Raw genomic sequence first — 23,374 nt, forward strand, 5'->3', positions numbered from 1 at the left:
GGGAATGGTGACAATGGATCATACATATGAAGTGCATCAAATCAAAACTTATCACCAGATGTGGTCCAACTATTGTTATATTATCGCAGACCGCTCAAAAAAATCTGCGATAGCGGTGGACCCGTCCTGGGAAATCGATAAAATAACCGATAAACTGCATGAATTGGATGTTGATTTATCCGCTATTTTATTAACACATTCGCATTATGACCATGTAAACTTGGCGGAGCCGCTTCAGCAAATCTATCATTCTGATATATACATGTCGTCGGCGGAAATCGATTTCTATCAATTCCGGTGCAGAAACTTAATAGCGCTTGAAGACGGCCAAACCTTTGCGGCCGGAGGGTTTATCATCAGAAGTATACTGACCCCGGGACATACGGCCGGGGGAATGTGCTATTTGCTATCTGATCATCTTTTTACCGGTGACACCGTGTTTACAGAAGGGTGCGGTATATGTGGGGACAGGGGCAGCTCAGCTGAAGATATGTTTCACAGTATACAGAGGATCAAAGCCTCCATTCCGCCGCATGTGCGTGTGTATCCGGGGCACTCCTTCGGGGAGAAGCCGGGTCAAAAAATGGAGAGTCTTTTGAAAAACAATATTTACTTTCAGATTGAAAAAAAAGAACATTTTGTGAATTTCCGCAACAGAAAAAATCAAAAAGGGCTGTTTCATTTTAAGTAATGTGTAATTTAGTTCTATCTAACTAGCTTTTCTTTTGAGGCAAGGAACTTCTGAAATGGAATGGAAGTTATTACTAGATTTCTGGTGATGAATGGCTGAGTAACGGGAGTTTGCGGAAGAGAACGCCGGGCAGGCCGGATGGGACATTCTGCTTACGCCTGTTCCGAAAGCCCTGAGTCCGCCTTTCGACAGGGAAAAATAGGCATTATTCAGGAGTTCGCATAGGATAAATTAACTTGACATGGTATTTTTGTGAAGTTACTATCAACTTGAACATGCTTCTTATCTGAATCCGAGAAAGGATGGCTGAGAAAATGATCACATACTTATTCCCCGGACAAGGTTCTCAAAAGCAGGGAATGGGGAGCTCATTGTTTGAAGAATTTAAAGACTTAACGGAGCAGGCTGATGAAACACTCGGATATTCTATGAAACGGCTTTGTCTTGAGAATCCGTATTCCAACCTTCACAAGACGCAGTTCACCCAGCCTGCTTTATATGTTGTAAACGCGTTAAGCTATTTGAAAAAAATCCAAGACAATGACATAAAGCCGGATTATGTGGCCGGCCACAGTTTGGGAGAATATAATGCGCTGTTTGCAGCAGGTGCTTTTGATTTTATTACCGGTCTGCAGCTTGTCCGTAAAAGAGGCGAATTAATGAGTATGGCCACTGACGGAAAAATGGCCGCTGTTATGGGGTTAACTGCAGCTCAAGTGTCAGACGCCCTTCAAACGCACGGATTACATACGATTGATATTGCCAATATGAATTCTCCTTACCAAGTTGTCATATCCGGACGCAAAGAAGACATTGAAAGAGCCAAAAGCGTATTCGAAGGATTAAAAGACGTTACGATGTTTCATCCGTTAAACGTAAGCGGCGCTTTTCACTCGAGATATATGAGTGAAGCAAAACAAGAGTTCGAAAAATTTTTACAGTCATTTCATTTTTCTGCTATATCAATTCCTGTCATTTCTAATGTTCATGCCAGACCTTATGAGCAAGACGGAATCCACTCCGTTCTGGCCGATCAGATCGACCATTCAGTGCGATGGAACGACAGCATCCGCTATCTGCTGGACAAAGGGCGGATGGAATTTGAAGAAGTCGGCCCGGGCCATGTGCTGACAGGACTTATTCACCGCATCAAAAAAGAAACTGAAGCTTCACCCGCCATGTAGCGGAATGCAAGTCAAAATTCTTATCTCACACAATAGTGCCAGCCATACAACATCACGACCACTTCACCTGCACACGACATCACGAAAAACTCACAAATCAATATTTTGAAAAAATAAAGAGCGAAAAGGAGAACAAATGAACCAGCCAATTGTTTTCATGTTTTCTGGACAGGGTTCCCAATACTATCAAATGGGGAAAGAGCTGTTTGCACATAACGCCGCTTTTCGGCAGAAAATGCTTGACTTGGACGATTTTGCAGTCAGCCGTTTCGGTTACTCTGTCCTAAAAGAGATGTATCATACAGGCAATCGTCTGTCTGATCCATTTGACCGCCTTCTTTTCAGCCATCCTGCCATTTTCATGGCTGAGTACGCACTTGCATATGCTTTGGAGCAAAGAGGCATACGTCCCGATTATGTGATCGGAGCAAGCCTCGGAGAGTATGCAGCGGCCGCTGTGTCGGGCGTGCTGAGCGCCGAGGATGCTTTAGATTGCGTGCTGGAACAGGCCCGAATCGTTACGGAAACTTGCCGTAACGGCAGCATGCTTGCGATACTGGGTGATCCGGCTTTATATCAAGATGATCCGCTGCTCGGCGAACATAGTGAATTGGCATCTGTAAACTATCATTCTCACTTTGTCATCTCGGGAGAGCGGGAACATATCAAAAAGATCATGGACGATCTGAGAGAAAAGCAGATTCCTCATCAGCTATTGCCGGTATCTTACGGGTTTCACTCAGCGCTGGTTGATCAGGCGGAACAGCCGTACAAGCGCTTTTTAGCTCGGATATCAATCCGGACTCCGTTTATACCGTACATCTCCAGTGCGACCGGAGGGGCTGAGACCGATATACAAGCGGACTTTTTCTGGGATATCGTAAGAAAGCCGATTCGATTCCGCGAAGCGCTTCAATTCGCAGACAGCCGCCAAAAAGGATTGTATATTGATGCCGGGCCTTCCGGAACATTGGCCGCATTTGCCAAACAGATTCTTCCTGCAGGATCGGCTGAACGCATCCGTGCCATTATGACGCCGTTTCATAAAGAACAAACACATTTGCAGCAAATAGAAGACAGCATTTTATCACCGCCCGGAAGGAGACTGTAAGATGATCAGCTTTGTTTTTCCAGGCCAAGGCTCGCAAAGAATAGGGATGGGAGAGGACCTGTTCGGCCGCTATCCTGAATTAACCGCAAAGGCCGATCACATTCTCGGATATTCCATTCAGGAGCTGTGCCGGGACGGAGAACGTCTCAATCAGACTCAATTCACTCAGCCGGCGCTCTATGTCGTCAATGCCCTCAGTTATTTGAAAAAAACAGAAGAAACCGGCTTGAAACCGGATTTTACCGCCGGACACAGTTTGGGCGAATATAACGCGTTATACGCTTCGGGCGCCTTTGATTTTGAAGAAGGCTTACAGTTGGTCAAAAAAAGGGGCGAACTGATGAGCCGCGCAAAAGGAGGCGGCATGGCAGCGGTGATCGGCCTGACTCATGAGCAGGTGACGGATGTTTTAAGAGAAAATCACTTGGATATGATTGATATCGCCAACATGAACACACCGCAGCAAATTGTCATTTCCGGATATAAAGAAGATATTGAAAAAGCAGCATCCGTTTTTGAAGCCGTAAACGGCGTAAAAATGGTTCACCGCTTAAATGTCAGCGGCGCCTTTCATTCCAGATACATGCTGGAAGCGAAGGAAGAGTTTTCACGGTTTATTGAATCTTTCCATTTTAAGCCGCTGTCCATCCCGGTAATTTCAAATGTGACGGCAAGACCCTATGAGCAAAGAGAGCTGAAAGAGACACTCACCGGACAAATAACGGGATCGGTGAACTGGACAGACAGCATCCGTTTCTTAATGGGAAGAAAGAACATGAGCTTTGAGGAAATCGGTCCCGGAAAAGTGCTGACGGGGCTGATACAAAGAATTACGGCTGAAGCGGAGCCGATAACAGATGAAATCAAAGTCCCGGCTGAGGCTGGAAAAAGCTCAATTACGGCGGCGTCTTTAGGAAATGAAGAGTTTAAGCGCGATTATCAATTGAAATACGCCTACTTGGCCGGCGGCATGTACCGCGGAATTTCTTCGAAGGAAATGGTTGTCAAACTGGCTGAAAAAGGAATGATGGGCTTTTTCGGAACGGGCGGTTTGAACATCGCGCACGTTGAGGACGCCATTTTGTCAATTCAGCATGAGCTTCGTGACGGCGGTTCCTTCGGCATAAATGTTGTACATAACATGAAGCATACAGATTCAGAAGAAAAAATGATTGATCTTTTACTGAAGCATGGGATTCAGAACTTGGAAGCATCAGCGTTTTTAACGGTTACTCCCGCTTTAGTAAGGTTTCGCGCTAAGGGGTTAAAACGCGGTGCCGGCGGCCAAATAATAGCGCGTCAGCGAATTATCGCCAAGCTGTCCCGTCCGGAAGTAGCGGAAGCGTTTCTCAGCCCGGCGCCTGATCACATTCTGCAGAAACTTGCAGCCGAAAACAAAATTACCGCTGAAGAAGCAAGTCTGATGAGAGAAATACCCGTTGCGCATGACATCTGCGTAGAGGCTGATTCAGGCGGCCACACTGACGGCGGAGTTGCTTACAGTCTCATGCCGGCGATCATCCGTTTACGAGATGACATGATGAAAAAATACCGATACGGCAAAACCGTCCGCATCGGAGCCGCAGGGGGAATCGGAACGCCCGAGGCTGCCATGGCCGCATTTATGCTCGGCGCTGATTTTATTGTGACCGGATCTATTAACCAATGCACCGTTGAAGCAGCGACGAGCGGCCTCGTAAAGGACCTCCTGCAGCAGATGAATGTACAGGACACGGCCTACGCGCCGGCCGGCGATATGTTTGAATCAGGCAGCAAGGTGCAGGTATTAAAGAAAGGGCTGTTCTTTCCGACCCGCGCCTCTAAGCTGCATGAACTGTATCAGCGTCACCGCTCAATTGAAGAAATTGATGAAAAGACACTCAGACAAATAGAAGAGAAGTATTTTAAGGCAAGTGTAAGCAGTATTTATCACAAAGTGAAGGCTCATTATTCGAATGAAGACATTTCAAAAGCCGAACGGAATCCGAAACAGAAAATGGCGCTCATATTCAAATGGTATTTCAGGCAAAGCTCTGCTTCGGCGATTAAAGGAGACCCGGATGCCAAGGTAGACTTCCAGATTCATTGCGGCCCGGCATTAGGCGCCTTTAATCAATGGGTGAAAGGTACGGAGCTGGAGTCCTGGAAAAACCGCCATGCCGATGGTATCGGCCTGCGGCTTATGGAAGAGACGGCCACGCTTTTGAATCAGAAGTTAGGTTCATTTTTGCAAACGTGTTGACAAGACGAAATGATAGATTGAAAACATGGAATATTCATAAAAGATGAAACAGGGAGGAACTGACAATGAGTAAAGAAAGAATCTTTGAATTGCTGCAGAACACAATCTACGAGGTTTTACCTGATTTAGAAGGCGAACAGCTTTCACAGGAAGACCGGTTAGTTGATCTGGGGGCGGATTCAGTGGACCGCGCCGAAATTATCACGATGATGCTTGAAGAATTATCACTGCAGATCCCGCGTGTTGAGCTGACGGGAGTGTCAAACATCGGCGAATTGGCGGAAAAGCTTTATGAAAAGGTACAGGCTGTCTGATAAAACGGTGGAAAAATCGGAAACTCAAAATTCATATTGGAGGCGAAGTTCATGGCGGCTGCCGGAATAGAAGCGATAAATGTGTTTGGCGGGACAGCATACCTTGATGTCATGCAGCTGGCGGAGTACAGAAACTTAGACCCTGCCAGATTTGAGAATTTACTGATGAAAGAAAAAGCGGTGGCGCTTCCGTACGAAGACCCTGTTACATTCGGCGTTAACGCGGCAAAGCCGATTATCGACCGATTGACAGAGGCTGAAAAAGACAGAATCGAGCTGCTGATTACCTGCTCGGAGTCCGGCATTGACTTCGGAAAATCACTCAGTACATATATTCATGATTACTTAGGCCTCAACCGGAACTGCCGTTTATTTGAACTGAAACAAGCCTGTTATTCAGGAACGGCGGGTTTGCAGATGGCGCTTAACTTTATTTTGTCGCAGACATCCCCCGGAGCGAAGGCGCTTGTCGTCGCGACGGATATTTCCCGGTTTTTAATTGCCGAAGGCGGCGATGCGTTAAGCGAGGATTGGTCTTACGCAGAACCGAGCGCCGGAGCGGGTGCCGTCGCCTTATTGATCGGTGAAAATCCAATTGTATTTCAGGCGGATGCGGGCGCTAACGGCTACTACGGCTATGAGGTGATGGATACATGCCGTCCGATCCCGGACAGTGAAGCCGGTGACGCCGATTTGTCATTGATGTCTTACCTCGATTGCTGTGAACAGACATTTCGCGAGTACAAAAACCGTGTGCCGGGCGCTGACTACAAAGAGACGTTTCACTATCTTGCCTTCCATACACCGTTTGGCGGCATGGTCAAAGGGGCCCACCGGACGATGATGCGCAAGCTTGCAAAAGCGAAAAACGCTGAAATCGAACAGGATTTTCAAACCAGAGTAGAGCCGGGGCTCCGCTATTGCCAAAGAGTCGGAAATATTATGGGAGCAGCCTCTTTACTGGCTCTTGCAAGCACGATTGACCAAGGGGGATTCGACACTTCTAAGCGGATCGGCTGTTTCTCCTACGGCTCCGGATGCTGTTCAGAATTTTACAGCGGCGTTGTGACGCCTGAAGGGCAAGCGCGGCAGCATTCTTTCAAAATAGAAGAGCATCTGAACAACAGATACAGGCTGTCCATGGAAGAGTATGAAGAACTGTTTAAAGGCAGCGGTCTGGTGAAGTTCGGAACCCGGAATGTCAAATTGGATATGAATATGATTCCGAACATTTTAGACCATCATGCCGGGAGCCCTCGTTTATATTTGGAAGAAATCACGGAATTTCATCGGAAATACAGGTGGATATCGTGACCTATGAAACGATAAACGTCCGTTTTCAGCAAAATGTCTGCTTCATCACCTTTGATCGGCCTGAAGCCAACAATACGATTAATGAGCGTTTAGTGGAGGAATGCCTGCATATTCTTTCTGAATGTGAAGACTCCGTGACCTCCGTAGTGCTTGAAGGGCACCCGGAGGTATTTTGTTTCGGGGCGGATTTTGATGAGATGTACCGGAAAATGAGGCAGGGAATGCAGCATGCGGAATCGCAGGAGCCGCTTTACCGTTTGTGGCTGGCATTAAAATCCGGGCCGTACATCACAATCGCTCGCGTCCGCGGACAAGTAAATGCGGGAGGTGTCGGTTTTGCCGCCGCGTGCGATATCGTCATTGCAGAGGAGAATGCTTCGTTCAGTTTATCTGAACTGTTATTCGGACTTTATCCGGCCTGCGTTCTGCCGTTTTTAATTCAAAGAATCGGATTTCAAAAGGCGCATTATATGACGATTATGACAAAGCCCGTGCCGGCACGCCAGGCGCTTGAATGGGGACTTTGTGACGTATGCGTCCCGGACTCAGCAACAGAGCTGAGAAAGCATTTGCTGCGTCTTCGCCCTCTGTCGAAAAAAGCAGTCATCCGCTATAAACAATACATGGATTCCTTAAACGACCTTGTTCATCGTTCGAAATCCATTGCTTTAGCCGAAAATCAAGCGATGTTTTCAGATCCGGATAACCAATCAGCCATCACCCGTTATGCAGAAACGGGACGGCTTCCTTGGGAAACGGAGAACAGTTAGGAGGATATCATGCCGAACGCCGCAGTTGAACTGCTCGAAATTGAACCGGATATTATCCAAGTGACAATGCAGGATAAAGCCCATAAAAACGCCTTCTCCAAAGAACTGACGGATGGATTGATGGAAGCATTCACCCGTATAAAAAAATCGTCAGTCTATAAAGCTGTGATTTTAACAGGATACGGCCATTACTTTGCTTCCGGAGGCACACAGGAAGGCCTGCTCAGGATTCAGCAGGGCATCACGAAGTTTACGGAAGACAAATTGTACTCTTTGGCGCTGGAATGTGATATCCCCGTCATTTCCGCCATGCAGGGCCACGGAATCGGAGGCGGGTTTGTCATGGGGCTTTTCAGTGATTTTGTCATTTTAAGCAAAGAAAGCGTGTATACCGCAAACTTTATGAAATACGGTTTCACCCCCGGAATGGGCGCTACCTTTATCGTTCCGGAGAAGCTTGGGGCAAGCCTCGGCCATGAAATGCTGTTAAACGGCGGCCACTACCGCGGCGGTGACCTGGAGAAAAGAGGGGTGCCTTTTCCGGTGCTTCCTCGGCAGGAAGTATTAGACTATGCGCAGGAATTGGCCCGTGAGCTTGCAGAAAAACCGAGAAACTCTTTAATTACATTGAAAAGGCACTTGGTGACGCCGTTTCGCGAGCAGCTTCCGGCTGTCATTGAGAAGGAGTTAATCATGCACGATGAGACGTTTCATGATGATGAAGTGAAAAAACGAATCACGACGATGTACGGAGTATAAGACATACATCTTACATACAGATGAAATGGAGGCAGCTCTATGAAAAGTGATATGAAGGCAAGCGGGTTACTCAAGCCATCTGTCAGCTATGGAAAATCATTGCGGCTTTCAGCGGATCAGCCGATGACGATTCCTGAAGTCCTGCACAAAACCGCCGCGGCAGCGGGAGATCAAAAGGGTATCACATATATACAGCCTGACGGCACCAAAGTGTACCAGACTTACAGCGGCCTGAAAAAGATCGCTCTTTCGATTGTGAAAGGGCTCCGCCAATCAGGAGTGAAGGCTCAGGATGAAGTCATATTACAGCTCAGTGACAATTCCCAGCTCATTCCTGCTTTTTGGGGCTGTGTTTTTTTAGGAGCGATCCCGGTTCCGCTTGCGGCCGCTCCGGCTTATACAGAAATGAACAGCGGGACGCAAAAACTGAAAGACGCCTGGACGCTTTTGAATCAGCCGTATGTCATCACAAGCCGTGACGTGCTGCCGGAGATGACTGAATGGGCGGAGGAGCAGGGGCTTTCCGGGTTTTGCGCTTTGGCGGCAGAAGATCTCAGTGCGCACGAAATGGATACGGACTGTCATCATCCCCGTCCCGAAGATTTGGCGATGCTGCTTTTGACCTCGGGAAGCACGGGCACGCCGAAAGCCGTGATGCTCAGCCATGAAAACATCGTCTGCATGGTCAAAGGAAATATTCAGATGCAGGGCTATACAAGTGAGGATGTCACGTTTAACTGGATGCCTTTTGACCATGTCGGCGGCATCGGAATGCTTCATCTGCGTGATGTTTATCTCGGATGTGAGGAAATCAACATACCGAGCGAATCCATTTTGATGGACCCTTTAAAATGGCTCGACCTGATTGATCATTACCGCGCTTCGGTCACGTGGGCCCCAAATTTTGCCTTTGGGCTGCTTGCTGATTTTGCAGAAGAGATTCAAACGCGGAAATGGGACTTATCTTCCATGCGTTACATGCTGAACGGCGGGGAGGCCGCGGTTGCGAAAGTCGGACGCAGAATCATGGAGCTTTTAGAGCCGCACGGTCTGCCGGCTAATGCCATCCGACCCGCATGGGGAATGTCCGAAACGTCTTCGGGCGTTATTTTCTCAGATGAGTTTACACTGGAAAACACGAATGACGACGATCGTTTCGTCGAGATCGGTCTGCCGATCCCGGGATTTAATATGAGAATTACGGATGACCGCAATCAAGTGGTGGAAGAAGGAGAAATCGGCCGCTTCCAAGTGTCGGGTCTGACTGTAACGAGCGGATATTATGAGCGCCCGGACTTAAATGAGAGTGTCTTTACAGAAGACGGCTGGTTTGAAACGGGAGATCTCGGATTTCTGCGTGAAGGCCGCCTGACGATAACGGGGCGCACGAAAGATGCCATCATTATCAACGGTGTGAATTATTACAGCCATGCCATTGAATCAGCCGTTGAGGAATTGCCGGAAATTGAAACGTCATATACAGCGGCATGCGCCGTCCGGCCGAATCAAAGCACGACAGATGAGCTGGCGATTTTCTTTGTGACATCTGTTCCGTTGGATGAGAACCGCATGACGAAGCTTCTTCACCACATTCACCAGCACGTGACACAGAGAATCGGCGTTACCCCTGATTATCTGCTTCCGGTCGCAAAAGAAGACATTCCTAAGACGGCGATCGGGAAAATCCAGCGCACTCAGCTGAAACATTCATTTGAACAAGGGCAATTTGATTCATTACATAATAACAGACAAGAAGGCGGCAATTCAGACACGGCTTCTGCAGAGAAAGAAATTGAACGGGATTTTATCCGTTTTCTGAAAGAGGAACTTTCCATCGCGGATGAGCTCGTTGATCCAAATACACCGTTTCAAAGTCTTGGCGTCAATTCCATCAAGATGATGAAACTCGCCAGATCAATTGAAAAAACGTATCACATCCGGCTGACAGCAAGAGAGCTGCACAAAAACCCGACGATTGGCGCTTTAGCGGCTTATACTGCTGAAAAAGCGGCAAACATGTCAGCGGACCATCATCCCCAAAAAGCCGAACCGCCGGCAGAACGGGAGAGACGGCAAACGGCGCCAGCGCTTTCAGAAGTCCAAAAAGGGCTGTGGACATTGCAGAAAATGTCGCCTGAAACGACTGCATACCATGTCCCGCTCTGTTTCCGATTCACATCCGGAATCGACAAAGAGAAACTGAAACAGGCGTTTCAGCTCGTATTAAAGCAGCATCCGATGCTCAAAAGCGCCGTGAATGAAACAGACGGCGGGTTTTATTTCATAGAAGCGGCAGATCCTTTTGTATTCTCGGAAGAAGATATTTCTGACGTCAATGAATCACAAATATCCGCTCTGATACGGAAAAAAGTGAAAGAGCCGTTTGTCAAAGAAAGCGGACCTTTACTGCGCGTGCAGCTGCTTTCAAAATCCGCCGAGGAACATTATCTTTTGACGGTCATTCACCACATCGTGTTTGACGGCATTTCATCCATTACATTTATTCACAGTCTGCTGGAACATTATCAGGCGCTGCTGGAGGGAAAAGAAGAGTTTACGGCTGCCGCTCCCGGTATTCATCCCGATTTCGCGGCTTGGGAAAAGCGGTATTTAGCGGGTGAAGAAAGCAAAGCTGCCCGCGCTTACTGGATGAAACAGCTCGAGGGCGATCTGCCTGATCTTCAGCTTCCGCCGATGCGCACGGACAGCAGTGTTCCGGAGTTTACAGAAGATACGCTGACACGCCGTCTTCCCGAACGGCTGCTGAATAATATAACGGCGTTTGCCGCATCCCGTTCGATTCATTTGTCTACCGTCATGCTGAGCTGCTATATGGTGCTTTTAAGCAAATATACGGATAAGGAAGATATTGTGACAGGCATGCCTGCAATGGTCAGACCCGAAGAACGCTTTGACGGAGTGGTCGGCCATTTCCTCAACATGCTTCCCATACGGAGCAGAGCCGGACGAAAAGAAACATTTGCTGACTTTGTTCAAAAGGTGCAGGATGCCGTTCTGGACGGACTGGATCACTCCTTTTATCCGTTTCCGAAAATGGTACGTGATGTGCATGCGAAACCCCTGCAGAACGGTTCGCCTGTTTTCAGCAATGCCTTTTTCTATCAGAACTTTCTGCAGCATTCCAGCTATCAATCGATGCTTGATGAATACAAGGAATTCTCCTGTGAGTTTGTAAAAGACATTCATCAGGAGGGGGAATATGATCTTGTATTTGAAATGTGGGAAGAAGCATCAGGTATGGATCTTACGATTAAATACAGCACCGAATTATTCGACGAAGCAGGGGCGGCCAGACTTTTCAGCCAATTTGTACAAGCTGCTGAAGCTTTGACGGCGAATCCGGATAGGCCGCTTGAGAACGTTTCTCTCATGACAAAAAGAGAGGAGCACATGATTCTTAAGACTTGGAATGAGACAAGCCGTGAATATCCGGATGCCTGCTTCCATGAATTATTCGAACGTCAGGCGGCAGAAACGCCGGACGCTTGTGCGGTCGTGTATGAACAGCAACAGCTGACGTACCGTGAGCTTAATGAAAAAAGCACGAAGCTGGCGCTCTATTTGCAGGCGCACGGTGCAGGCCCTGATGATCTCATCGGCATTTATACAGACCGTTCATTGCATATGGCTGTCGGACTTCTCGGCATTTTAAAAGCCGGGGGAGCGTATGTGCCGCTTGATCCTTCTTATCCCGCTGACAGATTGGAATATATGATCGCCGACAGCAGGATTTCAATGTGCCTGACGACAGCTGATTTAGAGCACTCTTTGAACTGGGGAGGCGTGCAGACAACTGCCATTGACCGCGATTGGTCTCATATTGAAAGTACAGCCGCGGAAAGAACGTCGCTGAAGCGGTTAGTGACACCTGACGATCTGGCGTATGTCATTTACACGTCGGGCAGCACGGGCAAACCGAAAGGCGTGATGATTCCGCACCGGGCGCTGACCAATTTCTTAATCTCGATGGCGAATGAACCGGGGCTTTCGTCCGAAGACAAACTGCTTGCCGTCACGACATATTGCTTTGACATCGCGGCCCTGGAGCTTTACCTTCCTTTAATTAAAGGAGCGGAGTGCAACATCTGTAAGACAGAAGTCACAAAAGACGCACGGAAGCTGAAAGAGCTGATTCAAGAGTACAAACCGACGATCATGCAGGCGACGCCGTTTACATGGAAAATGCTCTTTCATTCCGGATGGTCAAATGAAGAAAATGTGAAAATCCTTTGCGGCGGAGAGGCGCTTAGCGAACAATTGAAGCAGCAGTTTCTCGATACGAAAAGCGAGGCTTGGAATATGTTCGGGCCGACAGAGACGACAATCTGGTCCGCGGCGCAGCGGATAACGAAAAATGAGAGCGCGCTTACGATCGGGCGCCCGATCGCCAATACCCGCGTGTATATTATGGATTCCGGTCTCAACCCTGTTTTAGAAGGGGTGCCGGGAGAACTTTGTATTGCGGGAGACGGATTGGCAAGAGGGTATTTCAACAAGCCTGAGCTGACAGATAAAGCTTTCGTCAGCCACCGGCTCGAACTGGGATCAAAGCTTTATAAAACAGGCGATATGGCGCGTTTTCTTCCCGGCGGCCGCATTGAATACATGGGACGGATGGATACCCAAGTTAAAATCCGCGGCTACCGGATTGAACCCGGAGATATTGAGAGCAGGCTGAATGCCTATCCGGCCGTACAGGAAAGTGTAGTGGTTGTGAACAATCACTCCGGAAATGAGAAGCTTTGCGCGTTTTATATCCGGAAAAACGGAGAGCCGCTTCCGTCTGCAAAGGAATTGCGCAATCATTTGAAACAAGCGCTGCCGGCCTATATGACGCCAGCTTCGTTTATCCGTCTTGAAGAGCTGCCGCTTACGCCGAACGGAAAAGTGGACCGCAAGCTTCTTGCTGCCCGCGATCTGACGGAAAAGCAGCCGGACACACAAACATTTTCATCATCTCATATCCAGCAGGCGGTGCTGGCGATTTGGCAGGATGTATTGAAAAGCAAAGATGTAGAGCTTGATGACCGCTTTTTTGATGCGGGGGGAGATTCGCTTCTTGCCGTGACTGTCACTGACCGGATGACGCAGGAACTGGATTGTGAATTCAGTGTAACGGAGCTGTTTGAATACGCGACGGTAAAAGACATCAGCCGGTATATCGCTGAACAAAAACCGAAAGAAGCCTTTTTGGCTCCTGTACCGCAAAAGAAAGTGAATGCAGAAGACCGGGAACATCCGGCGGGAGAATTTCCCGATTATTACGAGGACAGCCTTGCGGTTATCGGTATATCCTGTGAGTTTCCGGGAGCGAAAGATCATTATGAATTTTGGAATAACATCAAAGAAGGCAAAGAAAGCATCACCTTCTTTTCAAAAGAAGAGCTCCGCCGATTCGGTATTTCTGAAGAACTGGCTGATCATCCCGGCTTCGTTCCGGCTAAATCAGTTTTAGAGGGGAAAGAAATGTTTGATCCCGGTTTCTTCGGCTTTTCACCGAAAGATGCGGAATATATGGACCCTCAGCTGAGAATGCTTTTGCTCCATTCATGGAAGGCAATCGAGGATGCGGGGTATATCTCCAAAGAAATTCCAGAAACAAGCGTGTATATGTCTGCCAGCACGAACTCTTACCGCAGCCTGCTGCCGGAGGAGACGACAGCACAGCTGGAAACGCCGGATGGCTACGTGTCATGGGTGCTTGCCCAAAGCGGTACGATTCCGACGATGATTTCTCATAAACTCGGGTTGAAAGGGCCGAGCTATTTTGTCCATGCCAACTGCTCATCTTCGTTAATCGGCCTGCATTCGGCTTTTCAAAGCCTGCAGTCCGGCGAAGCCAAGTACGCCCTTGTCGGCGGTGCGACCCTTCATACGGAATCAAGCGCCGGATATGTTCATCAGCCGGGGCTGAATTTTTCGAGCGACGGGCATATTAAAGCGTTTGACGCGGATGCTGACGGAATGATCGGCGGTGAAGGAGCCGGCGCCGTGCTCTTGAAAAAAGCGTCTGATGCCGTTAAGGACGGCGACCATATTTATGCGCTGCTGCGCGGAATCGGCGTCAATAACGACGGAGCGGATAAGGTCGGATTTTATGCGCCGAGCGTCAAAGGACAGGCTGAGGTCATTAAGAAGGTCATTGATCAGACGGGCATACATCCCGAAACGATCGCGTACGTCGAAGCTCACGGCACAGGAACAAAACTCGGTGACCCGATCGAACTGTCCGCACTTCAATCGGTGTACGGCCGATATACAGATAAAAAACAATACTGCGGCATCGGTTCAGTCAAAACAAATCTCGGGCATTTGGATACAGCGGCCGGAATGGCGGGCTGCATCAAGGTTGTCATGAGCTTATATCATCAGGAAATCGCGCCGAGCATCAATTACAAAGAGCCGAACCCGAATCTTCATTTAGAAGACTCTCCGTTTTACGTAGCGGAAGAAAAGAAAGAGTTAACTCGTGAGAACAGAGCGCACCGCATGGCTTTAAGCTCTTTCGGTCTTGGCGGGACAAACACACACGCGATTTTTGAACAATATCCGGATGCATCTGAAGCAGCAGACGCTGCGGGTCCGTTCATCATTCCGTTGTCTGCCAGAAAAAAAGACCGTCTGAAGGAGTACGCAAAACAGCTGCTGGCTTTTCTGGAAAGAAAAACGGACACAGACCTCGCTGATCTTGCCTACACGTTCCAAGTCGGAAGGGAAGCGATGGAAGAGCGCGCGGCCTTTATCACAAGCGGCACTGCGGAGCTGAAGCGGCAGCTTGCCGATTTTATCAATGATAAGCCGGCAGTAACAGGCTGCTTCAGAGGAGAAAAACAGCAGGCGAAAGATATTGCCTGGCTTTCTGATGATGATGACAGCGCTGAACTCATTGAGAAATGGCTTGCGAAAGGAAAAGGACCGAAGCTCTGTGAAATGTGGAGTAAAGGCGTCGCCATTAATTGGCACAAGCTTTACAAAGACAAGCATCCGAAACGAATCAGCGTGCCGGTCTACCCGTTTGCAAAGGAGCCGTACTGGCCGAAAAAAGCAGAAAAGAACACATCTGCCGCACACACCGGAGTCTCAGTTTTACACCCGCTCGTGCAGCAAAACACGTCGGATTTGGCCGTTCAGCGGTTCAGTTCACGGTTTACAGGCTCAGAATTTTTCCTAAAGGATCATGTGGTCAGGGAAAAAGCGGTGCTGCCGGGAGCGGCATATTTGGAAATGTCTTATGAAGCGGTAAAACGGGCGCTTGGCAGCTTATTAAAAGACCAAGACAGAATAACGCTCCATCATACCATCTGGATGAAACCGATCGTCGTTCACGAACAAGAGCGCCAGGTCCATATTGCGCTGTTCCCTGAAGAGGACGGCATCATCTCATATGACATTTACAGCGTAAACGCTGACGGCGAAGAAGTGCTGCACAGCCAAGGACGGGCCGAGATCATAAAGGCTGAACGAGAGCCTGAGGCCGACCTTTCTGCCATACAAAACAGGTGCACAGCGGACATTCTTGATCCGGCGGCCTTTTATCGGGAGGGCCGGAGCAGGGGGATGTTCCACGGAAAAGCCTTCCAAGGCATTAAGTCCGCCTTTATCGGTGATAAAGAAGTGCTCTCGGACATACAGCTTCCGGATTCTGTTTCTCACACGAACGGACAATTTACGCTTCATCCGAGCATCATTGATTCAGCTATTCAGACGGCGACGATCTGCATTATGCAGGAGTTTTCCGGACAAAAGCTGATTCTGCCGTTTGCACTGGAATATCTTGAAGTCGTCAAAGCATGCACGCCGGCTATGCGGGCGCATGCACGCTTCAGTGAAGGATATCAAACCGGTGATTCCGTGCAGAAAGCCGACATTGACCTGTTCGACGAAACAGGAGCGCTTTGCGTGAAGGTGAGAGGATTCTCTACGAGAGTGCTTGAAGGCGATGCAGAATCGGCTCAGCCGCCATCAGGATCGGAAAAGGTCTTGTTTGCACCGGTCTGGAAAGAAGCAACCGCATCCGAGAAAGCTTCTGTCCATGCTGATGAGCATTTGATCATACTTTCTGAAGATGCCTGCCGTATAAAAGATGAAGCGGCATCAAGCCTGAAAGACGCCGAACTGCTGATTGCAGAAGGTGAGGGTGAAACAGCCGCTGAACGCTTCCAAAGCTACGCGCAGACAATCGCTGAACACATCCGGCGGATCATCAGCGAAAAAAGGCAGGGCCGCATTCTGATTCAGACTGTTATTTCAGCAGACGGCAGCCAGCAATTGTTTGCGGGGTTAACAGGTTTGTTAAAAACAGCCGAGCTGGAATACGGAAAACTTGACTGTCAGCTCATCGAAATGGAATCAATCGGCGAAATGCCGGCTGTCGCTCAAAAACTGAAAAATGACAGTCATCGGCCGCATGATAAACATATCCGTTATAAAGGAGAAAAACGGTATGTGAAGGCTTGGGAAGAAATGCATCCCGCAGGGGGCGGCATCGTCTGGAAGGACGAAGGCGTATATCTGATTACGGGAGGGGCAGGAAGCCTGGGGTTGATGTTCGCAAAAGAAATCGCAGGTCGCGTAAAACATCCGAAAATCATTCTGACCGGCCGCTCAAATCTGACAGAAGCCAAACAGCGTGAGCTTGCTATGCTTCAGCACTCAGGCGCAAATGTCGTCTACAAAAAGCTGAATGCGGCAGACCGGCGGGAAAATGAAGCGCTGATAAAAGAGATTACGGCGGAATTCGGAAAGCTTAACGGAATTATTCACGCTGCGGGAGTGATACAAGACCGCTTTCTGCTGCAAAAAACGAAGGAAGAGTTCAGAGAAGTGCTTGATCCGAAAGTCATCGGAACCGCTTATTTAGATGAAGCCAGCAAAGACTGCAATCTTGACTTTTTTGTATTGTTCTCCAGTGTTTCCGGCGTTCTCGGCAATGTCGGGCAGGCTGATTATGCCGCCGGCAACGCGTTTATGGATGCATACGCCGCTTACAGGCAATCCCTTACGGAGAATGGCCTTCGGCACGGAAAAACGGTCGCCTTTAACTGGACGCTGTGGAAAGATGGCGGGATGCAGGCGGGAGACGAGACGGAGAGAATGATGAAAAAAGCTTTCGGCATGGTTCCGCTTCAAAAGGCGTCAGGCCTGGCTGCATTTTATGAAGGAATGGCTCAGGAAAAGCCGCAGCTTTTAGCAGCCGAGGGACACGCAGCAAAATTAAAACAGTCGTTCCTATCCGTTTCTGAAACTGAAAAGCCGCAGGTGGAGAAAATTGAGCCTGTATCCGCCGTTTCGGGAGACAAATGGCACGGTGCGCTTATCCGATTGGTCAGTTCAATTTTAAAAGTCGGCCAAGACGAGATTGATATTGATACGGAACTGAGTGAATACGGTTTTGATTCCGTATCGTTTACCGTCTTTACGAATCAATTAAATGAAGTGTATCAGCTGGAGCTGGCGCCGACGATCTTCTTCGAATACGGGACGATCCGCAGTTTAGCAGAGTATTTGACGGATGAGGCAGAAGCCGGCCTTCCTTCTCAGCCGGAAGAAAAACACGATGCAGAAGAATCTCTTCAAACGCTTCACACCGCTTTGACAGCCATGGTAAGCGGCATTTTAAAAGTGGACCGTGAGGACGTTGAGACAGATACGGAATTGAGTGAATACGGTTTTGATTCCGTATCGTTTACCGTCTTTACGAATCAATTAAATGAAGCGTATCAGCTGGAGCTGGCTCCGACGATTTTCTTTGAGTACGGAACGATCAGCAATCTCGCCGGATATTTGGCAAAAGAGCATCCGGGCCGTTTCGGCGAAAAGAAGAAAGAGTCTCCGAAAAAAGAGCAGCCAAAAGCCCAAAAACCGAAAATGCAGCGGAAAAAGCGCTTCGCAACGGTAATGAACGCCGCGGCAGCGACACAAGAGCCGCGCCGCTTGGACCCGGTTGCCATTGTCGGAATCAGCGGCCGATTCCCGGGTGCAAAGGATATAGAGGAATTTTGGCGCAATTTGAAAGAAGGAAAGGATTCGATCACAACCATTCCGAAAGAACGCTGGGATTGGCAAGCGTTTGATGGCGACCCGAATCTTGAAGGGAACAAAACGAATATCAAGTGGGGCGGCTTTATCGACGGAATAGCTGAATTTGATCCGCTGTTCTTTGGGATTTCACCGCGGGAAGCCCAATATTTAGATCCGCAGCAGCGGCTGTTATTGACTTATGCATGGCGGGCGATAGAAGATGCGGGCTGTAAGCCGGAAAGCCTCTCCGGCACAAATACGGGCGTCTTTATCGGCACCGGAAATACCGGTTATAAAGATTTGTTCACAAGGGCAGGTCTTGCGCCGGAAGGACATGCGGCGACAGGCAGCATGATTCCTTCCATAGGTCCGAACCGTTTGAGCTATTTGTTAAATCTTCACGGGCCGAGCGAGCCGATTGAAACGGCATGTTCAAGCTCGCTTGTGGCGATTCACCGGGCGGTATCCGCTATAGAAAACGGAGAATGCGACATGGCGATTGCCGGGGGAATCAATACGATTCTGACGGAAGAAGCGCATATCAGCTACAGCAAAGCAGGCATGCTCAGTAAAGACGGAAAATGCAAAACCTTCTCCAAAGATGCCAACGGGTATGTCAGAGGAGAAGGCGCGGGAATTCTGATGCTGAAGAAACTGACAGATGCAGAACGTGACGGCAATCCGATTTACGGCGTGATCCGCGGTACGGCTGAAAACCACGGCGGCCGGGCGAATACGTTAACCTCGCCGAATCCGAAACTGCAGGCTGATTTATTGGTGAAAGCATACCGGAAAGCGGGAGTGGACCCGAGCACCGTCACGTATATTGAAGCGCACGGTACAGGAACGGAATTGGGCGACCCGATTGAAATAAACGGTTTGAAAGCAGCGTTTCACGAGCTGGCGAAAACAAATCAAGAGCCTGAAGTCTCCGGTCACCGCTGCGGCATCGGTTCGGTCAAAAGCAATATCGGCCATTTAGAGCTTGCCGCGGGGGTATCAGGCGTGATGAAAGTGCTTTTGCAAATGAAGCACAAAACGCTGGTGAAAAGCCTGCATTGCGAGACGATCAATCCGTACATTCAGCTCGATGACAGTCCTTTCTACATCGTGCGGGAAAATCAGGAATGGACGGCAGCAAAAGATAGAAACGGAAATGCCATTCCGCGCCGGGCCGGGGTCAGTTCATTTGGCATCGGCGGGGTCAACGCCCATATCGTCATTGAAGAGTATGTCCCGAAAGCAGCCGCTCAGCCTGAGCACAGCCCGGAAAATCCGGCAATCATCCTTTTGTCCGCCAAATCAAAAGAAAAACTGTTTGAACAGGCGCAGCAGCTGCAAAAAGCGATCCGTCAAACGCCGTATACAGATCAAGACTTGGCGGGCGTCGCTTATACGCTGCAAACCGGAAGGGACGAAATGGAAGAGCGCTTGGCCATTCTTGCAGCGACGATGGCGGAATTGGAAACAAAGCTGGAAGCATTTACGAAAAATGAGAAAAACATCGCCGGGCTGTATACCGGCCAGTCTCACCGCAATAAAGATACGTTTGCCTTGTTCACGGCAGATGAAGATATGGACATCGTCATTGACGCCTGGATCAGAAAAGGAAAATTCGCCAAGCTGGCAGAAGTATGGGTGAAAGGCGGCGTATTGAATTGGAACCGGCTGTATGAAAAGGGTACGCCGCGTTTACTCAGTCTTCCGTCATATCCGTTCGCAAAAGACACGTATTGGGTGCCTGAGAATCCTGACAAAAATAAGGTCCATACAGAGGAACGGATGAAACGTATTTTGACGAAACAATGGGAACTGAGCCCGCTCGAACTGCGTGAACCGTGCGCACGTTCCGTTGCGATTTTGACAGGCCGGGACACGATCAATCTCGCAGAAGAGATCGCAGCGCATCTGCCGAATCACCGTATCATCACCGCATCAGACCTTACCGGTGAATATGACTGGCAGGCGTTTGACGGAGTCATCGACCTCCTCGGCGCAGCGAAAGAAGATTCTCAAGACATGGCCGGAATCAAATGGCTTCAGCAATTGATTGAGCATGGGCATAAAGAAGGGATGGCACTGCTTTGTGTCACGAAAGACCTTGAGTCACTAGATAAAGAAGCCAATCAAACAACAGGAGCAAAACGGGCCGGTCTGTACAGAATGCTGGCATGCGAGTACGGTCACCTGTCTTCAAGGCATCTCGACCTTGAAGGAGCGCTTTCGGATGACGAACTGGCGAAGCAGATTGCCGATGAGTTTCATGCCCGTACTGATGACGCGGAAGTTTGCCGGAGGGACGGCTTGCGCTACCGCGCCGTATTGAGCGGATCAGAAAATATGAATATGCAAGGCGAGAGAATTGATTTTTCGGACAACCATGTGCTTCTGATCACCGGAGGGACGAGGGGGATCGGTCTTTTATGCGCACGCCATTTTGCCGAACATTACGGAGTGAAAAAACTGGTGCTTACAGGCCGTGAGACCCTTCCGCCGCGAAGTGAGTGGACGGGCGGACTGAATGGGGTGCCGGCTTCTGTAAAAGCGAAAATTGAAGCTGTTCTCGACTTGGAATCCAAAGGTGTACAAGTGAAGGTATTGTCAGTCCCGTTAGCTGATGAAGCCGGGCTGAGACAGGAACTGAGTCAGATAAAACAGACGCTCGGACCTATCGGCGGCGTGATTCACTGCGCGGGTGTGACCGATAAAGAGACGCTCGCATTCATCAGAAAAACCGATGAAGACATACAGCGCGTGCTCGAGCCGAAAGTAGACGGGCTTCAGGCGTTATACAGTGTGCTCAGCGAAGAGCCGCTGAAGTTTTTCGTCTTGTTCTCTTCCGTGTCAGCTGCGATACCGGCGCTTTCGGCAGGACAGGCCGACTATGCCATGGCCAATGCGTATATGGACTATTTTGCAAACTCATACAAAGAGCAGCTGCCGATCGTAAGCATTCAGTGGCCGAACTGGAAAGAAACCGGAATGGGCGAAGTAACGAACAAAGCTTATAAAGAGAGCGGGCTATACAGCATCACGAATGCAGAAGGATTACAGCTCCTTGACGGAATACTTCTTGAATCAGCAAGGGGCCCGGTGCTGCCGGCCGTTCTGAATCCTAAGCTGTGGAAGCCGGAGCGGTTCCTGCGGCGGAGCAGGCAGGATCAGCCAATGAGTCCGGCTATGGTAAAACCGGCGGAAAAAACCGCTTATGCTGCCGCAGACAACGCTCAATTAACAAGGAAAACAGAAGAATGGCTGAAAGAATTATTTTCTGAAGAGCTGCGGATTGACCAGGACCAGCTTGAGACAGACGTATTATTCCAGGATTACGGAGTGGATTCCATTATTCTTGCTCAGCTTCTGCAGCGGATCAATCGGAATCTCTCGGCATCGCTTGACCCGTCCATTCTGTATGAATATCCGACGATTCAATCTTTCGCAAATTGGCTTCTCGAAGGATATACAGAAGTTTTGTCAGAACGGTTTGATTTGGCGGCGGAGCCTGTTAAGAAGAAGCCGGCTGAGCCGGTGATTGAAACACAAGCCGTTAAGGTGCAAGAAGAGGCGGCCGGAAAACAGATTCACCGGGAAGATATCGCGGTCGTCGGCATGTCCTGCCGGTTTCCGGGGGCGGCTTCCTTAGAGGCGTACTGGTCGCTTTTGGCTGAAGGCCGTTCGGCTATCGGTCCTGTTCCGGCTGAGCGATGGGGTTTGAAGACGCCTTATTACGCGGGGATGCTTGATGGAATTCATCAATTTGATCCGGACTTCTTTTTACTGGCTGAAGAAGATGTAAAGGCAATGGACCCTCAAGCTTTGGCCGCTCTGGAAGAATGCCTTAACCTGTGGTATCACGCTGGCTATACGCCGGATGAGATAAAGGGAGAAGCAATAGGTGTGTATCTCGGCGGACGCAGCCGTCACAGACCGGGTGAAGAGAAACTGCTGGATGCGAAAAACCCGATCGTCGCGCTGGGCCAGAATTATTTGGCCGCCAATCTCTCTCAATATTTTGATATGCGCGGCCCGAGCGTTGTCCTCGATACAGCTTGTTCTTCTGCTTTAGTCGGAATGAATATGGCCGTGCAGGCTCTTGTAACAGGAGAAATAAAAGCGGCCGTCGTCGGCGGCGTGAGCCTGTTTGAATCAGAAGAAACCCATAAATTATTTGAACAGCGCGGCATATTAAGTAAAGCGCAGTCGTTCCATGTATTTGACGAACGCGCCGATGGAGTCGTGCTGGGCGAGGGTGTCGGAATGGTTCTTTTAAAAACCGTGTCTCAGGCGATTGAAGACGGAGATTCTATTTATGCCGTAGTGAAGGCGGCATCCGTCAATAATGACGGAAGAACGGCAGGCCCTGCTACGCCGAGTCTGGAAGCGCAAAAATCCGTCATGAAGACGGCTCTTGAAAAAAGCGGAAAACAGCCGGAAGACATTACTCATATTGAAGCGAACGGTTCAGGCACGGTCGTGACGGATCTGTTAGAACTGAAGGCCATTCAATCCGTCTACCGTTCAAAAGACTCCGGCCCGCTCGGAATCGGATCTGTGAAACCGAACATCGGGCACCCGCTTTGCGCGGAAGGAATTGCAAGTTTCATAAAAGTTGTTCTCATGCTGAAAGAAAAGAGCTTTATCCCGTTTTTATCAGGCGAGCATGAAAACACACATTTTGATAGAGAAAAGGCCAATATTCAGTTCAGCCGCACTCTGGCAGACTGGCCGTCACCAATGCCGGCGGCAGGAATTAACTGCTTTGCCGACGGCGGAACAAACGCCCACGTCATTGTGGAAGCGTGGCAGGAAGACGAAGGGCGCCGAATCAAGCGCCATCCTTTAACACCGCCTGCATTAAATAAGCGGCTGATTTCGCCGGACAGCAAAGAAGAAACGAACGAAAAAGCTGCGGCAAACATCTGGGATACCTATGAAGTGGAGGTTTAAC

Annotated in this window: 9 protein-coding genes; all 9 read left to right on the forward strand. The window is 49.2% G+C overall.

All coding sequences use genetic code 11. The features are described from left to right. Positions 1-13: 13 nt before the first annotated feature. The 9 genes from JNUCC21_RS08945 (at position 14) to JNUCC21_RS08985 (ending at position 23,373) form a co-directional block, all read left to right on the forward strand. On the forward strand, positions 14-691 hold the full coding sequence (locus tag JNUCC21_RS08945; RefSeq protein ID WP_012117588.1) for an MBL fold metallo-hydrolase: 678 nt from the start codon (positions 14-16) through the stop codon (positions 689-691). 314 nt (positions 692-1,005) lie between these two features. Further along, positions 1,006-1,875, forward strand: coding sequence for an ACP S-malonyltransferase (gene fabD / locus JNUCC21_RS08950; RefSeq protein WP_025284752.1), 870 nt, complete (start codon positions 1,006-1,008; stop codon positions 1,873-1,875). Between the two features lie 136 nt (positions 1,876-2,011). Then, positions 2,012-2,986, forward strand: coding sequence for an acyltransferase domain-containing protein (locus JNUCC21_RS08955; RefSeq protein WP_072589106.1), 975 nt, complete (start codon positions 2,012-2,014; stop codon positions 2,984-2,986). A gap of 1 nt (position 2,987) precedes the next feature. Continuing rightward, positions 2,988-5,228, forward strand: a complete 2,241-nt coding sequence (gene fabD / locus JNUCC21_RS08960) for an ACP S-malonyltransferase (protein ID WP_369878745.1) — start codon at positions 2,988-2,990, stop codon at positions 5,226-5,228. A gap of 65 nt (positions 5,229-5,293) precedes the next feature. Continuing rightward, positions 5,294-5,542: an acyl carrier protein gene (locus JNUCC21_RS08965; protein ID WP_012117592.1), complete on the forward strand. Its 249-nt coding sequence runs from the start codon at positions 5,294-5,296 to the stop codon at positions 5,540-5,542. Between the two features lie 51 nt (positions 5,543-5,593). Then, entirely contained in the window at positions 5,594-6,856 is a 1,263-nt protein-coding gene (locus tag JNUCC21_RS08970) for a hydroxymethylglutaryl-CoA synthase family protein (protein ID WP_061581364.1), read from the forward strand. Further along, positions 6,853-7,626: an enoyl-CoA hydratase/isomerase gene (locus tag JNUCC21_RS08975; protein ID WP_168984987.1), complete on the forward strand. Its 774-nt coding sequence runs from the start codon at positions 6,853-6,855 to the stop codon at positions 7,624-7,626. The genes JNUCC21_RS08970 and JNUCC21_RS08975 overlap by 4 nt, the downstream gene beginning before the upstream one ends. Before the next feature lie 9 nt (positions 7,627-7,635). Next, on the forward strand, positions 7,636-8,385 hold the full coding sequence (locus JNUCC21_RS08980) for a polyketide synthase (RefSeq protein ID WP_094031721.1): 750 nt from the start codon (positions 7,636-7,638) through the stop codon (positions 8,383-8,385). A gap of 39 nt (positions 8,386-8,424) precedes the next feature. Next, entirely contained in the window at positions 8,425-23,373 is a 14,949-nt protein-coding gene (locus tag JNUCC21_RS08985; protein WP_369878746.1) for an amino acid adenylation domain-containing protein, read from the forward strand. Position 23,374: the final 1 nt, after the last annotated feature.

Source organism: Bacillus sp. JNUCC-21 (assembly GCF_041222765.1).
Lineage (GTDB): Bacteria > Bacillota > Bacilli > Bacillales > Bacillaceae > Bacillus > Bacillus velezensis.

Excerpts from the sequence above, each read along its gene's own strand:
- JNUCC21_RS08970 (WP_061581364.1), top strand. The coding sequence starts at position 5,594 with ATGGCGGCTGCCGGAATAGAAGCGATAAATGTGTTTGGCGGGACAGCA.
- JNUCC21_RS08955 (WP_072589106.1), top strand. The coding sequence starts at position 2,012 with ATGAACCAGCCAATTGTTTTCATGTTTTCTGGACAGGGTTCCCAATAC.
- JNUCC21_RS08980 (WP_094031721.1), top strand. The coding sequence starts at position 7,636 with ATGCCGAACGCCGCAGTTGAACTGCTCGAAATTGAACCGGATATTATC.
- JNUCC21_RS08945 (WP_012117588.1), top strand. The coding sequence starts at position 14 with ATGGATCATACATATGAAGTGCATCAAATCAAAACTTATCACCAGATG.
- fabD (WP_369878745.1), top strand. The coding sequence starts at position 2,988 with ATGATCAGCTTTGTTTTTCCAGGCCAAGGCTCGCAAAGAATAGGGATG.
- JNUCC21_RS08985 (WP_369878746.1), top strand. The coding sequence starts at position 8,425 with ATGAAAAGTGATATGAAGGCAAGCGGGTTACTCAAGCCATCTGTCAGC.
- JNUCC21_RS08965 (WP_012117592.1), top strand. The coding sequence starts at position 5,294 with ATGAGTAAAGAAAGAATCTTTGAATTGCTGCAGAACACAATCTACGAG.
- fabD (WP_025284752.1), top strand. The coding sequence starts at position 1,006 with ATGATCACATACTTATTCCCCGGACAAGGTTCTCAAAAGCAGGGAATG.